The organism is uncultured Enterovirga sp. (assembly GCF_964242715.1).
Classification (GTDB): Bacteria; Pseudomonadota; Alphaproteobacteria; order Rhizobiales; family Beijerinckiaceae; genus Enterovirga.
Map to the genome: position 1 here is coordinate 1 of NZ_CAXTAZ010000041.1, position 14,402 is coordinate 14,402.

A 14,402-nucleotide genomic window follows, 5' to 3' on the forward strand; every position below is an offset into this window, starting at 1 on the left:
CCCCGGCCTCCTGCATGTGGTAGCCGGAGATCGAGATGGAGTTGAACTTCGGCATGTTCGCCGCCGTATAGGCGAAGATGTCGCCGATGATCCGCATCGAGCCCGCGGGCGGGTAGATGTAGGTGTTGCGGACCATGAACTCCTTGAGGATGTCGTTCTGGATCGTGCCGGCGAGCTTGTCCGGCGCGACGCCCTGCTCCTCGGCCGCGACGACATAGAGCGCGAGCACCGGCAGGACGGCGCCGTTCATCGTCATCGACACGGACATCTGGTCGAGCGGGATGCCCGAGAAGAGCGTCCGCATGTCGTAGATGGAATCGATCGCGACGCCCGCCATGCCGACGTCGCCCGTCACCCGCGGATGGTCGGAATCGTAGCCCCGGTGGGTCGCGAGATCGAAGGCGACCGACAGGCCCTTCTGCCCGGCCGCGAGGTTGCGGCGGTAGAAGGCGTTCGAATCCTCGGCCGTGGAGAAGCCGGCATATTGCCGGATGGTCCAGGGCTGATTGACGTACATGGTCGGGTATGGCCCGCGCAGATAGGGCGGCAGGCCGGGCCAGGTGTCGAGGAAATCGAGGCCTGCGCGGTCGGCCGGCCCGAAGGCGGATTTGACTGGAATCCCTTCGGGCGTGAGCCAGGGCTCGCCCGAGGTCGCCGGGGCGGAGCGGGTCACGTTCGGCGCGAGCGGAACGGAGGCAAAGTCCGGTATCCGGCTCATCGTGGTCAAAACGGCACCCCCCTCGACCGTACCGACGATAGTCTCATTCGCGTTCCTGCACCACGGCGGCATGGCGCACCGTGGCGGGTCCGTGCAAGGAGGCTCGAATCGAGCCTTCCCGCGCGCGCTCGAGGTGAGGCCGCAACGGAGCCTGCAGCTCCACTCCTCGTGGAACCACGTTCAGATGCCAGACGCTCGCGCCAACTACGCTACGTTCCAGGCTCATCTCTTTCACGAAAACGACAACCTGAACCAGCGCCTGTTCTGGTATCTGTTTTCCCAGTCGCTGCTGTTCGGCGGATATTCGGCCTCTCTCAACGGGCCGGAGAAGCCCCGCAGCGACCTGGTCGCAGATCAACAGGGCCTGCTGCTCTGGCTGCTGCCCGTGACGGCGCTGCTGGTCTCCGCCTTCCTCTACCCGATGATCGTCAGTTCCGTCAGGCACATGAGCGGGCTCCGGAAGCAGTTCGAGGCGCAGGCCGGGAACGCGGTGTCCGATCTCCCGCCGATCCACGGCCAGCCGGGTCTGCGTCGGGTCGCGGATTTCGGCTATTTGGTGATCCCCCTCGTTCTGAGCGGGGCATGGCTGATCCTGCTCTTCAAACTGTTGGTCAGGGCCGTCGCGGGCTAAGCGGGCGCGTCGGGCGCGTCGGATTGGCTCAAGCCGAGTGAGCGCGCGGCTCGCAAGTCAGGACGACACGCTGTCCAGGGCGCTCCCGAGAAGGCTCGCCAGGTCGCCGCCGACGTGGATGAAGGCGTCTACGCCGGCTTCCCGCAAGGCGTCCGCCAGGTCGCCCGGGCGTCCTGCGAGGTAGATCTTCGCGGCTCCGGCCTGCTTCAGCCTCCGGGCGGCGGCGACCGATTGCGTGGTGTAGATCTCGTCGGACGAGCACAGGCACGCGAGGGGCGCATCTGCTGCTCGAAATGCCGCCGCGAGGTCGTCGAGGGAGCTGAAGCCTTCGTTGTCGAGGGCCTCGATGCCGCCGGCCTCGAACGCGTTCCTGGCGAACATGGCCCGTGCCGAGAAGGCCGAGACGGGGCCGAGATTGGCCAGGAACACCCGGGGGCGGTGGCCGGACCTCGCCAGGATGTGGTCGGAGCGATCGCGGAGTGCTTCGAAGGGTTGGGCCGCCCGCACGGACGGCAGGGCTCGGAACGGGGTCTGTGTCGCGTCGCCGGACATCGTGGCGGCGGCCCGGTCGGGCGGAGAGGGCAGGAGCACCCGGACGGGTGCTTCGCGGATATTCGGGAATTCGCTCGTGCCCGTGAGCGGATCGCGGCGGGTGGCGACCGCCGCCTCTCGGGCCGCGCGGATGTCTGCGACCCGCCCCTGCAGAGCCCCCGCTTCCAGGCTTTGCACGATCCCACCTTCGCTCTCGATCTCCTGGAACAGCGTCCAGGCTCGTTCCGACAGCGCCTCCGACAGCGCCTCGAAGGCCCCCGAACCGGCGACGGGGTCGGCGACGCGCCAGAGATTCGTCTCCTCCATCAGGATCAGCTGGGTGTTGCGGGCGAGGCGACGCGCGAAAGCGTCCGGGAGGCCGAGCGCCGACGTCAGAGGCAGGACGGCGATGCTGTCGGCTCCGCCGATCCCGGCCGAGAACGACGCCAGCGTGCCGCGCAGGAGGTTGACCCAGGGATCGCGCCGCGTCGTCATCCGCCAGGCCGTCTCCGCGTGGAGCCGGAGCGCCGCGGGCTCGAGGCCGCAGGCCGCTTCGACCTGGGACCAGAGCCGCCGCAAGGCCCGGAACTTGGAGACCGTCAGGAACTCGTCCGCGTTGGCGACGAGCGTGAAGGCAAGGGCATCCCGCGCCTGCTCGAGCGTGAGCCCGCCCGCCTCGAGGGCGCGGAGATAGGCGACCCCCGTCGCGAGTGCGGCCGCGAGCTCCTGGGCCTCGCTCGCTCCGGCCTCGTGATAGGGCCGAGTGTCGATCCGGGCGGCGCTGCCACGAAAGGCCTGTACCGAGGCGGCGGTCGCCGCAAAACGCGCGGCGAGGTCGGGCCAGGGGAGGGGTGGCGCGCCGCTCCGGGCGATGTCGCCGATCGGATCGAGCCCGAAATCCACCGTCAGGTCCGCCGGGGCATGACCGCGCTGCGCCGCGAGAGCGGCGAACATCTCGGCTGCGGGGAGTCCGGCGAAGGGCGGGGTCTCGATCGAGAGCGCGATCAATTCGAGGCGCACGCCCGCGAACGCGCGGTCGAGGTCCCGCGCGTTCGCGGCTTGCAGCCCGAAGCCGCGCGCAGCCGGGGCTCCGGCAAGCGACAGGACGAGCGCGTCGGCGCCGCCCTCGAGATCGGCCAGGGCCAGGGAATTCGCCTCGGCCGGATCGGGATGATCGACGCGGGCCGCGACGCGCCAGGGCGCCGCCGGTCGGAACGCGCCGCTCGGGACGAATTCGGCCTTCGGGTAGATCGGCTCGATGCGGATGCCGTCCGCGCTCCGGCCGACCAGGCGCTCGGGATCGGCGCCCTTCAGCACGCGCTCCACGGCACTGGCCCAGGCCTCTCGCGAGGCGGCCGGGAATTCGGAGGCGAGGGCGAGGTCGTCCATATCCCGGGCAGCGCGGTTCACGTTTCGGTCAACGGGCGGCCTATCGTGCTCTTTTCACGAACTCAACGGGGCGGCGACCCTTTGACAGATTGAGGTGACGGTCCACATCGTTCAGGACTATTCCGGTCCGAACCGGAACGAAGAGAGGCTCATGCGGTCCGTCCTTGCGGCCATCTTCGCCTGCCTCGGTCTCGTGAACGCAGCCCTGGCTGCGCCGAAGGCGTCCGATCTCGTCCAGGCGGAACTCGTCGCCGAGCCCCGGGCCGTGCTGGCCGGCCGGCCCTTCACGGTGGCGGTGCGGCTCGCCATGAAGGAACATTGGCATACCTATTGGCGCAATCCCGGCGATTCCGGGCTGGCGACGGAGATCGCCTGGACCTTGCCGCCGGGCTTCAAGGCCGGTGCCATCTCCTGGCCGACCCCGTCCCGCATTCCGGTAAGCCACCTCGTCAATTTCGGCTACGAGGGCGAGACCTCGCTGATGGTCGAGATCACGCCACCGACCGAGCTTCCTGCGGGAGGCAAGGTCAAGCTGAAGGCGCAGGTCAGCTACCTCGTCTGCGAGCGCGAATGCATCCCCGGAGAGGCCGCGCTCTCGACCAGCCTGCCTGTCGCGACTGCAGCCGACCAGGCCGGGGCGGATCCGGGCACCCGCTACATCTTCGAGGCGGCCCGTGCGGCCCTGCCTCGGCCCTCGCCGTGGGCGTCCCGCCTCGGGCCGGCAGGCGACAGCCTGCAGCTTCGCGTCGCAGCCACGGGATTGCGGCCCGAGCGCGTGACATCGGCCTATTTCTTTCCTGCCTCCGAGACGGCGATCGAGCACGCAGCTCCGCAGACGTTGAGCGTCGACCAGGACGGGATCAGCCTCGTCCTGAAGCGTAGCTCGCTCTCGACCTCAGCGCCCCCCGGCGAGCTTCCCGGCGTTCTCGTGATCGAGGAGCCGCTCGAAGGCGGAACGACGCGGCAGGCCTTCCAGATCGGCACGATGCCGGACGCCCAGCCCGGCGCGACACCCCTTTCCGCTTCCAGCCCGGCACCCGCGATCCGGACGGACACGACGCTAGGCGTTGTCCTGAACGCGGCCCTGTTCGCCTTCCTGGGCGGGCTCATCCTCAACCTGATGCCGTGCGTGTTTCCGGTCCTGTCCATCAAGGTCCTCCGCCTCGTGAAACATTCGGGGCAGAGCCGGGCCGCGATCCGGCTGTCCGGCCTCGCCTATGCGGCAGGGGTCGTGGCGAGCTTTCTCGTCCTCGCGGCCATCCTGCTTGCCCTGCGGGCCAGCGGCGCCGAGATCGGTTGGGGTTTCCAGCTCCAATCCCCGGCCGTGATCGCGGGCCTCGCCTTCCTGCTCTTCGCGATGGGGCTCAGCCTCTCCGGCGCAGTCGAGTTCGGGACGTCGGTCGCGGCCTATGCCGGCGGCGTCGCGGGCCGATCCGGTCCGGCCGGGTCCTTCCTGACCGGCGTCCTTGCAGCGGTGGTCGCGACACCCTGCACGGCGCCCTTCATGGGGGCGGCGGTCGGGTTCGCGCTCACGGCGTCGGCACCGGTCGCCCTCGGCGTCTTCGCGGCGCTCGGCCTCGGATTGGCTGCGCCCTTCGTCGTCCTGACATTCTGGCCGGGCCTCGTCGGGCGGCTGCCGCGGCCGGGCCGCTGGATGGAGACTCTGAAGCAGCTCCTCGCCTTTCCGGTCTATGCGACCGTCGCGTGGCTGGTCTTCGTGCTCTCCCAGCAGGTCGACCCGACCGGGTTGTTCGCGGCGCTGATCGGCCTCGTGCTGGTCGGTTTCGCGGTCTGGTGCTGGCGGCTCGCCGGCTCGTCGGGCGCCCTCGGCAGGCGCCTCGGGCAAGGCGCCGCACTTGCCTCGCTCCTGGCGCTGGTCGCGATCGGCTGGACCATGCTGCGCCAGGAGGGCGCCTCCCAGGCGAACGCGTCGGCAAGCCTGCGCGCCGCCGGCCGGGAGGAGCCCTTCAGCCAGGCCCGGCTCGACGCTCTCCGGGCCGAGGGCCGCCCGGTCTTCGTCAACATGACGGCGGCCTGGTGCATCACATGCCTGGTGAACGAGCGCGTAGCCCTCTCCGGCCTCGTGCGAACGAAGCTCGACGAGGGGAAGATCACCTATCTGAAGGGCGATTGGACCAACCAGAACCCCGAAATCACGCGGCTCCTCGAACAGCACGGCCGGAGCGGCGTTCCGCTCTACGTTCTTTATCCTGGGCAGGGCGAACCGGTGGTCCTGCCCCAAATACTGACCGAGGCGATGGTGCTGGACAGCATCGCGCGGCTGCCGGCGATGTCGAAACGCGCCGGGCTCCCTTCCACCACAAGCCAGGAGTGACCTCATGATGATCACGCGACGCACGTTGACGGCCGCCACGTTTTTCGCTTGCACGGCGATGGCGGGAGCGGTTTCCTTGTCCCACGCCCAACCCCAGGCGGGACCGCAGATTGGCGCGGCCGCCCCGAATTTCACCGCGACCGATGCGAATGGCCGCAAGGTCTCGCTCGCCGATTACAAGGGGAAGACCGTCGTCCTCGAATGGACCAACGACGAATGCCCCTTCGTGAAGAAGCATTACAGCAGCCAGAACATGCAGGCCCTGCAGAAGAAGTGGACGGGCAAGGATGTCGTGTGGCTCACCCTGATCTCCTCCCCTCCCGGCGAGCAGGGCTATGCCGATGCGGCCAAGGCGAACAAGCTGACGGCTGATCGCGGCGCGGCCCCGACGGCGGTCGTGCTCGATCCGGCAGGCGATGTCGGGCGGACCTTCAAGGCTCAAGTCACGCCGCACATGTATGTCGTGAAGCCCAATGGCGTCCTCGCCTATATGGGAGGCATTGACGACAAGCCTTCGAGCAAGGTCGAGGATGTGAAGGGTGCGAAGAACTTCGTGGACGCCGCCCTGACGGAGCTGTCCGAGGGCAAGCCGGTCTCGACGACGACCGCGCGACCCTATGGCTGCACGGTGAAGTTCACGTCCTAGCGGCGGGCGCGACGATCGGGCGGGAGCGACGATCGAAAGGTCCCGCTCCCGCACCCGTGACAAGGACCCGCTCCGCGGTGCATGGAGCGGCATGGACTCGTTCAAGCCCTATCTGGCGAAGGTGGCGACCGGCGCCTCCCTGACGCGGGAGGAGGCCCGAGCGGCGTTCGAGACGCTCCTCTCCGGTGAGGTCACCCACGCCCAGGCGGGGGGCCTTCTCATGGCGCTCCGTGTCCGGGGAGAGGCCGCCTCGGAGATCCTGGGCGCCGTCGAGGCGATGCGGGGACGGATGCTGCGGGTGGCGGCGCCGCCGGACGCCATCGACATCGTGGGCACGGGGGGCGACGGATCGGGCAGCTACAATGTCTCGACCCTCGCCGCGATCATCGTCGCGGGGGCCGGCGTGAAAGTCGCGAAACACGGCAATCGGGCGGCCTCGTCCCGCTCCGGGGCGGCCGATGTCCTCACGGCGCTTGGGGTGAGGATCGGGCTCGAACCCGATGCCTTGTCCGATTGCCTCGACAAGGCCGGGCTCTGCTTCATGTTCGCCCAGACGCACCATGCCTCGATGCGCCATGTCGGTCCGGTCCGGGTCGAACTCGGCACCCGGACCCTGTTCAACCTTCTCGGTCCGCTCGCCAATCCGGCCGGCGTGACCCGGCAGCTCCTCGGCGTGCCGTCGGGTGCCTGGATGGCCCCGCTCACGGAGGCCTTGCGCGACCTCGGCTCGGAGCGGGTCTGGACCGTGCACGGATCCGACGGCCTCGACGAAATCACGACCACCGGCCCGAGCGAGATCCTGGCGCTCGAAGACGGCGAGATCCGCAGCTTCACCGTCGCACCCGAGGATGTGGGCCTCGCCCGCTCCCGTCCGGAGGACCTCAAAGGCGGCGATCCCGACCACAATGCGGCGGCGCTTCGGGCGGTTCTCGATGGTGCCCCGATTGCTTATCGCGACATCGCCCTCATCAACGCGGGCGCGGCTTTGGCGGTTGCGGGGGCGACCAGCGATCTGCGGGACGGCGTCGCCCGGGCCACGCTCGCCCTCGACAGCGGCGCCGCGCGCGGAGCCCTGGAGCGGCTGGTGGCGGTCTCGAACGGGAGAGCCATGTGACGGACGTCCTCGCCCGCATCGCCGCCTACAAGCGCGAAGAGATCACTGCCGCCCGGGCCGCCGTGCCGGAGGCCGAACTCGAGCGCCGGGCGGCGGCCCAGGGTTCGCCGCGCGGCTTCCTCGAGGCGATCCGTGAAGCACACGCGCAAGGCCGGCCGGCGCTGATTGCCGAGATCAAGAAGGCCAGTCCCTCCAAAGGCTTGATCCGTTCTGATTTCGATCCGCCTGACTTGGCCCAGGCGTATGAAGCAGGGGGCGCGGCCTGCCTTTCCGTCCTGACCGACGGCCCCTCCTTTCAGGGCGCGCCGGAATACCTGACGGCGGCGCGTGCCGCCTGTTCCCGTCCGGCCCTGCGCAAGGACTTCATGTTCGAGCCCTATCAGGTGCTCGAAGCGAGGGCCCTCGGTGCCGATTGCATCCTGGTCATCATGGCGGCCGTGACGGATCCGGAGGCTCGGGCCCTGGTCGCCGCCGCCAGCGCTCTCGGGATGGACACGCTCGTCGAGGTGCATGACGAGGCGGAACTCGAGCGCGCGCTCGCGCTCGACGTCCTGCTTGTCGGGATCAACAATCGCGACCTTCGCAGCTTCGCGACGTCGCTCGCGACGTCGGAGCGGCTCGTCAGGCTGATCCCGCCGGACCGGATCGTCGTCGCCGAGAGCGGGATCGGCACACCCGCCGACATCGCCCGGCTGCGCAAGGCCGGGATCGACACCTTCCTGGTCGGCGAGAGCCTGATGCGGCAGCCGGACGTCGCCGAGGCCACCCGCCGTCTCCTCGCGCCCGCCCGGGACGTAGCGGCCGCGTGAGCGAGCTGACCCATCTCGACCGCACCGGCGCGGCCAACATGGTCGACGTCTCGGCCAAGCTCGCGACGATGCGCGTTGCGGAGGCAGAGGGCCGGGTCGTCACCTCGCCGGAGACGGTCGCACTCATTCGGTCGGGCGACGCCAAGAAGGGCGACGTGCTCGGGACCGCCCGGCTTGCCGGGATCATGGCCGCGAAGCGCACGCACGAGCTGATCCCCCTCTGCCATCCGCTCCTCCTCACCCGCGTGAAGGTCGAGTGCGAGATCGACGACAGCTTGCCGGGGGTCCGGGTCCGGGCCGAAGTCGGGGTCTCCGGCCAGACCGGGGTCGAGATGGAGGCGTTGACCGCCGTCTCTGTCGCCTGCCTGACGCTCTACGACATGGTCAAGGCGGCCGATCGCGGCATGCGGATCGAGGGCATCCGGCTTCTTGCGAAGAGCGGCGGCCGGTCCGGCGACTATCGGGCCGAGTGATGGCCCAGCAAAGCCGCGTGCCTTGGCCCGCTCACCTCGGCGAAAGCCGGGGCCCAGCCGCTCCTGGGTGCCGGCTTCCGCCGGCATGAGCGGAAGTGGCATGGTGGGCGGCGTGACATGTCCGACCTGATCTCCGTCGCCGAAGCCCTCGCGCGCGTCCTCGCCAGCGTGCCGGTGCCTGTCGGCCCAGAGGAGGTCGCGATCGGGGAGGCGGCGGGCCGGACGCTCGCGCAGGAGGTCGCGGCGTCCCGCGACCAGCCTCCCTTTCCGGCTTCCGCCATGGATGGCTACGCCGTTCGGGTCGAGGACATCGCGATCGTGCCGCGGACGCTCGCCGTGATCGGCATCAGCGCCGCCGGTCGCCGCTTCGCGGACCATGTCGGGACCGGTCAGGCGGTCCGGATTTTCACCGGCGCGCCGGTGCCGGCCGGCGCGGACGCGATCGTCATCCAGGAAGATACGGAGGCTGGCGAGGGCAAGGTGACCGTGCACGCGGAGGTCGCAGTCGGGCGCCACATCAGGCCGGCCGGCCTCGATTTCCGAAGCGGGGACGTGCTGGCTCAGGCCGGCGACCGGCTCGATGCGCGCCGTCTGGCGCTCGCCGCCGCGACCGGCCACGGCCAGGTAGCGGTCCGCCGCCGGCCCAAGGTGGCGGTGTTGGCGACAGGCGACGAACTGGTCCGGCCGGGCGACCCTGTCGCGCCCGACCAGATCGTGGCCTCGAACCCCTACGCGCTCCGGGCCATCATCGAGCGCGCCGGCGGCGAGGTCGTGGATCTCGGCATCGCGCGCGACAGCTTCGCCGATCTGGAGCGCGCCTTTGCTGCGGCCCGGAGCGCGGAGGCCGATCTCCTCGTCACTCTGGGCGGCGCCTCGGTCGGGGACCACGACCTGGTGCAATCGGCACTTGCGCGCGAGGGCATGAAGCTCGGCTTCTGGCGCGTCGCGCTCCGGCCCGGCAAGCCGCTCATGCATGGGCGGCTCGGACGGACGATCCTGATCGGCCTGCCCGGAAACCCGGTCTCGTCGATCGTCTGCGGCATCCTCTTCGTGGTCCCGGCGATCCGCGCCCTCCTCGGCGATTCCCAAGCGGGCGAGGACCCCACGGAGGCCGCTGTTCTCGGCAAACCGCTCGCCGAGAATGATGGCCGCCAGGATTACATGCGGGCGGCGCTCGGTCGGACTCCGGAAGGCGGCTTCGTCGCAACCGCGCAGGCGCGGCAGGATTCGTCCATGCTGTCCGTCCTCGCGGCCTCCGAAGCGCTCATCGTCCGACCGCCCCGGGCCCCGGCGGTCGCTGCCGGCGAGCCCTGCCGCATCATCCGGCTCGACCGCTTCTGCTGATCCCACAACAACAAATGCAAAAGGACACGCCCATGTTCGAGACCACCATCGCCGGATCTTTGCCGAAGCCGTCCTGGCTCGCCGAGCCGAACAAGCTCTGGGCGCCCTGGCGTCAGGAGGGCGTCGATCTCGCGGCCGCGAAGCTCGATGCGACGCTCCTCGTCATCAAGGAACAGGAGGATGCCGGCATCGACGTCGTCACCGACGGCGAGCAGTCGCGCCAGCATTTCGTGCACGGCTTCCTGGAGCGGGTCGAGGGCATCGACTTCGAGCACAAGGTCGAGATGGGGATCCGCAACGACCGCTACAAAGCCATGGTGCCGACGGTGGTCGGCCCGCTGCGTCTGAAGGGTCGGGTACACGAGACCGAGGCGCGGGCCGCGCGGGCGCATACCCGTCACAAGCTGAAGATCACCTTGCCGGGGCCGATGACGATCGTGGACACGGTCGCGGATCGCTTCTACGGCGACAAGGTCGCCATGGCCCATGCCTTTGCCGAGGTGCTGAACGAGGAGGCCCGGGCGCTCGCGGCCGACGGCGTCGACGTCGTCCAGTTCGATGAGCCCGCCTTCAACGTCTACACCGAGGAGGTCGTCGAGTGGGGGATCAAGACCCTGCATCGGGCCGCCGAGGGGCTCACCTGCACGACGGCGGTGCATATCTGCTACGGCTACGGTATCCAGGCCAATCTCGATTGGAAGGCGACGCTCGGCGGCGAATGGCGCCAATACGAGGCGATCTTCCCGGCGCTCGCCGCGAGCCGCATCGACCAGATCTCGCTCGAATGCCGCAATTCGCGCGTGCCGCCCGACCTGATGGGCCTCCTCAAAGGCAAAACCCTGATGGTCGGCGTGATCGACGTCGCCTCGAACGAGATCGAGACGGCGGAGGACGTCGCGAAGACGATCGAGACGGCGATGCGCTTCGTGCCGGCGGACCGCATTCTCCCCTGCACGAATTGCGGAATGGCCCCGATGCCGCGCGAGGTCGCGGTCGCGAAGCTGCAGGCGCTTGGAGCCGGCGCCCGGCTCGCCCGCGAGCGGTTCAGCTGACACTCACAAGGCCGGGCAGGATTCCACGTTCGGGCCGGGGAGGGCGCTCCGGATCTCGATGCGACGGGCTTCCGCGTGCCGGCACACCTGCCCGCCGGCGCTCCCCACAACGGTGAAGGTCTGCTGCCGGTCACCACCACGCTGGGCCTCGGCCTTGTCGATGCAGATCGCGAAGGACCGCTTGCGGCTGCCGGATAGACGACCACCTTCCGCTCGCTCTCGGCGCGAGCATCGTAGACGGTGCAGCGATTGTCGCCATCGGCACCCGCCGGACGTTCTTCGCCGGCCTGGACGGCGGAGGCGACCACGACCGCCATGAGTGCGGGCACCGGCCGCGCATCGTCAGCCCGGCTCCACCAGGGCCGCCCGGAGCTTGTCGGCATGGGCCGCCAGCACCTCCGGCGCCGCCATTTGGCCGGTATGCGGCCGCAGCGCCACGCCGTCGTGGCGCGGCAGCACGTGGATGTGGGTGTGGAAGACGACCTGTCCGCCCGCGCTCTCGTTGAATTGCTGGATCGTGATCCCGTCCGCACCGAAGGCCGTCATCGCGGCCCGAGCGATCCGCTGCGCTGTGGCGTAGGTGGCCGCGATGTCGTCGGGGGCCATGTCGAGAAAGGTTCGGCTCGGCGCTTTCGGGATCACCAGCGCATGGCCGTCCGAGCGCGGCATGATGTCCATGATCACGATGGTGCGGTCGTCCTCGTAGATCCGCTCGGCCGGTAGCTCGCCCCGGATGATGCGGGCGAAGATGTTGTTCGGGTCGTAGCTCGGCATCTGGGGCTCCCGGTCCGGAACCGGTCTTCGACCGCCCCGCGCGGGAGGTCAACATTCGCCCGTCATCCCCGGCCCAGGTCGGTGGCGGTTACTCCACCTCGCCCTTCCGGAACGGCATCGCCTCCGCATATTCCTCCTGCGCGGCCGCGACATAGGCGCGTTCGCGCGTGAGGTAATCGGCGACGGCGCGGCGCAGGCCGGGATCGGCGATGTCGTGGGCGGAATAGGTCGTGACCGGCCTGTAGCCGCGGGCGAGCTTGTGCTCCCCCTGCGCCCCGGCTTCCACGCGCTTCAGCCCCCGCTCCAGCGCGAAATCGATCGCCTGGTAGTAGCAGACCTCGAAATGCAGGAAGGGATGGTCCTCGATGCAGCCCCAGTTGCGGCCGTAGAGCGCCACGTCCCCGATGAGGTTGATGGCGCCCGCGATCGGCCTGCCGTCGCGCTTGGCGATGACGAGCAGGATGCGGTCGGCCATGCGCTCGCCGATGAGCGAGAAGAAGCGGCGGTTCAGGTAGGGCCGGCCCCATTTCCGTGAGCCCGTATCGATGTAGAAGGCGAAGAACGCATCCCAATCGGCTTCCGTGATGTCGCGCCCCGTCAGGCGGTGAATCGTGATGCCGTTCAGGAGAGCGTCCCGGCGCTCGCGCCGGATGGCCTTGCGCTTGCGGGACGCGAGGGCGGCAAGAAAGCCCTCGAAATCGCCAAAACCGTCATCCACCCAATGGAACTGCTTGTCGGTCCGCACGAGGAGGTCCCGCCCCGCGAGATCCTCGCTCTCGCCCTCGGTCAGGAAGGTGAGATGGGTCGAGGAGGCGCCGATCTGGTCTCGCAGGGCGCGCAGCCCGCCGAGAAGCACGTCTCTGGCGCCGTCGTCCGCTCCGTCCCGGACGAGGAGCCTCGGGCCCGTCACTGGCGTGAAGGGAACGCTGACCTGGAGCTTTGGATAATACTGCCCGCCCGCGCGCTCGTAGGCATCCGCCCAGCCGCCATCGAAGACGTATTCGCCCATCGAATGGCTCTTGAGGTAGCAGGGCGCGGCCGCGTCGAGCGTTCCGTCGCTTCCCTCCACGAGGAGATGGATGGGGGACCAGCCGGTCCGGCCGCCGACGGAATTCGACTCCTCGAGCGCAGACAGGAAGGCGTGGGACACGAAGGGATTGTGGGTCTCGTCTCCGCCGGCCTGGTTGGGGCTGCCCGGATTGGCGCAGCGATCCCATTCTGCCGCCGACACCTTCCCGAGCCCCTGGGCGACCTTGACGACCGGCGTCGTCCCGGTTGCGTCGCTTACCTTCGGGCTCCGTCTCAAGCGGGCACGAAGCCTTCGAAGACGATCTGGTCGACATGCGGGCGAACGATACCGGCTTCGTCAGGCGACCGGATCGTCCAGGCCATCACCGGGATCCCGGCCAGAAGGCGGGGCAGGGTGGTCGCGGCATTCGGCAGGTCGCGATGCTGCCAGGACAGGAAGTCCGGCTGCGTGTCGCCCCAATGGAGGAGATTCGCCATCGCTCGCCGCCGCGTCTCGTCGAGCCGGTCCCATTCGCCGCCCTCGTAGCGGGATTGTGCCACGACCCCCCGCGCGAGCTTCGGCGCGATACGCCGCATGAGGCTCACGATCGCGGGATCGAAAGACTTCACGACGACGGGAGCCTCGCCTTCCGCGAGGATCGCGGCCGTGCGTTGGGCCAGTCGCTCGTCGCCGTCGAAGCGGCTCTTGATTTCGAGGATGACGGGCGTGCGGCCAGCGATCCGGTCGAGGAACGCCCGGAGGGTTGGGATGCGCTCGCAGGTGCCGCCGATGTCGAGGCGTCCCAGGGTGGCAGCGTCCCGCTCCCGCACCGGGCCGCGCTCGGTCGTCAGTCGGTCGAGCGTATGATCGTGAAAGACCATGGCCTCGCCGTCCCGCGAAAGCTGCACGTCGCATTCGATCGCGAACCCGCCGGCGATCGCCGCCTCGGCCGCTGCCAGCGTGTTCTCCGGAACGCCCCGGCTCGCCGCATGCAGCCCGCGATGCGCGATCGGCCGTGCAACGAGCCAGTCGGGCGCCGCCGTCATGCCACCTCGAAGAGAGCCTCGACCTCGACGGACGCGCCGAGCGGCAGGCCCGCGACGCCGATGGTGGAGCGGGCGTGGCGGCCCTTGTCGCCGAACACCTCGACCATGAGGTCGGAGGCGCCGTTCATCACGCCGGCCTGACCGGTGAAGTCGGAGGCGCTCGTGATGAAGCCCCCGAGCCGCACGCAGCGGTGTACGAGATCGAGATCACCGATGGCCGCCCGCAGTTGCGCGACGACGTTCACGGCACAGAGCCGGGCCGCATCACGGGCGATGTCGGGCGTGACCTCGGCGCCCACGCGACCCACATGAGCGGGCGAGATCTTGCCGTCCGGTCCGAAGCAGATCTGGCCGGAGATCGTCACGAGATTGCCGGTCCGGACGAAGGCGACGTAATTCGCGACGGGCGCGGCGGGAGACGGCAAGGCGATACCGAGTTCCTCGAGCCGCTTCTCCACCTGACCCATGCGTCACATCTCCCTGGCCGGTCCGTTCTCCCCGATGAGACGGCGCGCCGCAAGGCCGTTCGTT

14 protein-coding genes are annotated in these 14,402 nt (G+C 69.4%); 8 read left to right on the forward strand and 6 right to left on the reverse strand.

Going from position 1 to position 14,402, the window contains the following annotated elements:
- Positions 1 to 718: methylmalonyl-CoA mutase family protein (locus ACFE87_RS18005; RefSeq protein WP_375461034.1), on the reverse strand; the 718-nt coding region annotated here is incomplete at its 3' end.
- A gap of 184 nt (positions 719 to 902) precedes the next feature.
- Between ACFE87_RS18005 and ACFE87_RS18010 the strand changes: the two genes are divergently transcribed.
- Positions 903 to 1,349: a hypothetical protein gene (locus tag ACFE87_RS18010; protein ID WP_375461035.1), complete on the forward strand. Its 447-nt coding sequence runs from the start codon at positions 903 to 905 to the stop codon at positions 1,347 to 1,349.
- Between the two features lie 57 nt (positions 1,350 to 1,406).
- On the opposite strand, the gene ACFE87_RS18015 is transcribed toward ACFE87_RS18010, so the two are convergent.
- Positions 1,407 to 3,269, reverse strand: coding sequence for a methylmalonyl-CoA mutase family protein (locus ACFE87_RS18015; RefSeq protein WP_375461081.1), 1,863 nt, complete (start codon positions 3,267 to 3,269; stop codon positions 1,407 to 1,409).
- A 151-nt stretch (positions 3,270 to 3,420) separates the two neighbouring features.
- On the opposite strand from ACFE87_RS18015, the gene ACFE87_RS18020 reads away from it, so the two are divergent.
- From ACFE87_RS18020 to ACFE87_RS18050, 7 genes are all read left to right on the forward strand, one after another.
- The gene (locus tag ACFE87_RS18020) at positions 3,421 to 5,604 is read left to right on the forward strand and encodes a protein-disulfide reductase DsbD family protein (RefSeq protein ID WP_375461036.1); all 2,184 of its coding nucleotides are present in this window, start codon (positions 3,421 to 3,423) and stop codon (positions 5,602 to 5,604) included.
- 76 nt (positions 5,605 to 5,680) lie between these two features.
- Complete coding sequence (locus tag ACFE87_RS18025; RefSeq protein WP_375461037.1) at positions 5,681 to 6,250, forward strand: redoxin domain-containing protein; 570 nt, start codon at positions 5,681 to 5,683, stop codon at positions 6,248 to 6,250.
- A gap of 91 nt (positions 6,251 to 6,341) precedes the next feature.
- Positions 6,342 to 7,364 (forward strand): anthranilate phosphoribosyltransferase, encoded by a 1,023-nt coding sequence (gene trpD / locus ACFE87_RS18030; protein ID WP_375461038.1) that lies wholly within the window; start codon positions 6,342 to 6,344, stop codon positions 7,362 to 7,364.
- On the forward strand, positions 7,361 to 8,173 hold the full coding sequence (trpC, locus tag ACFE87_RS18035) for an indole-3-glycerol phosphate synthase TrpC (RefSeq protein ID WP_375461039.1): 813 nt from the start codon (positions 7,361 to 7,363) through the stop codon (positions 8,171 to 8,173). Before trpD ends, trpC begins: the two co-directional genes overlap by 4 nt.
- On the forward strand, positions 8,170 to 8,646 hold the full coding sequence (gene moaC, locus ACFE87_RS18040; protein ID WP_375461040.1) for a cyclic pyranopterin monophosphate synthase MoaC: 477 nt from the start codon (positions 8,170 to 8,172) through the stop codon (positions 8,644 to 8,646). The genes trpC and moaC overlap by 4 nt, the downstream gene beginning before the upstream one ends.
- Positions 8,647 to 8,763: 117 nt before the next feature.
- Positions 8,764 to 9,990 carry a gephyrin-like molybdotransferase Glp gene (gene glp / locus ACFE87_RS18045; RefSeq protein WP_375461041.1) on the forward strand — a complete coding sequence of 409 codons (1,227 nt, stop codon included), beginning with the start codon at positions 8,764 to 8,766 and terminating at the stop codon, positions 9,988 to 9,990.
- 32 nt (positions 9,991 to 10,022) lie between these two features.
- The gene (locus tag ACFE87_RS18050; RefSeq protein WP_375461042.1) at positions 10,023 to 11,042 is read left to right on the forward strand and encodes a methionine synthase; all 1,020 of its coding nucleotides are present in this window, start codon (positions 10,023 to 10,025) and stop codon (positions 11,040 to 11,042) included.
- Between the two features lie 342 nt (positions 11,043 to 11,384).
- Here ACFE87_RS18050 and ACFE87_RS18055 read toward each other — a convergent pair whose 3' ends face one another.
- The 4 genes from ACFE87_RS18055 to ACFE87_RS18070 all read right to left on the reverse strand — a co-directional run bounded on the left by ACFE87_RS18055 (position 11,385) and on the right by ACFE87_RS18070 (position 14,338).
- Positions 11,385 to 11,816, reverse strand: coding sequence for an HIT family protein (locus ACFE87_RS18055; protein ID WP_375461043.1), 432 nt, complete (start codon positions 11,814 to 11,816; stop codon positions 11,385 to 11,387).
- Positions 11,817 to 11,904: 88 nt separating this feature from the next.
- Positions 11,905 to 13,122 carry a GNAT family N-acetyltransferase gene (locus tag ACFE87_RS18060; RefSeq protein WP_375461044.1) on the reverse strand — a complete coding sequence of 406 codons (1,218 nt, stop codon included), beginning with the start codon at positions 13,120 to 13,122 and terminating at the stop codon, positions 11,905 to 11,907.
- Complete coding sequence (locus tag ACFE87_RS18065; RefSeq protein ID WP_375461045.1) at positions 13,119 to 13,871, reverse strand: glycerophosphodiester phosphodiesterase family protein; 753 nt, start codon at positions 13,869 to 13,871, stop codon at positions 13,119 to 13,121. Before ACFE87_RS18065 ends, ACFE87_RS18060 begins: the two co-directional genes overlap by 4 nt.
- Complete coding sequence (locus ACFE87_RS18070) at positions 13,868 to 14,338, reverse strand: RidA family protein (protein WP_375461046.1); 471 nt, start codon at positions 14,336 to 14,338, stop codon at positions 13,868 to 13,870. Before ACFE87_RS18070 ends, ACFE87_RS18065 begins: the two co-directional genes overlap by 4 nt.
- Positions 14,339 to 14,402 lie beyond the last annotated feature (64 nt).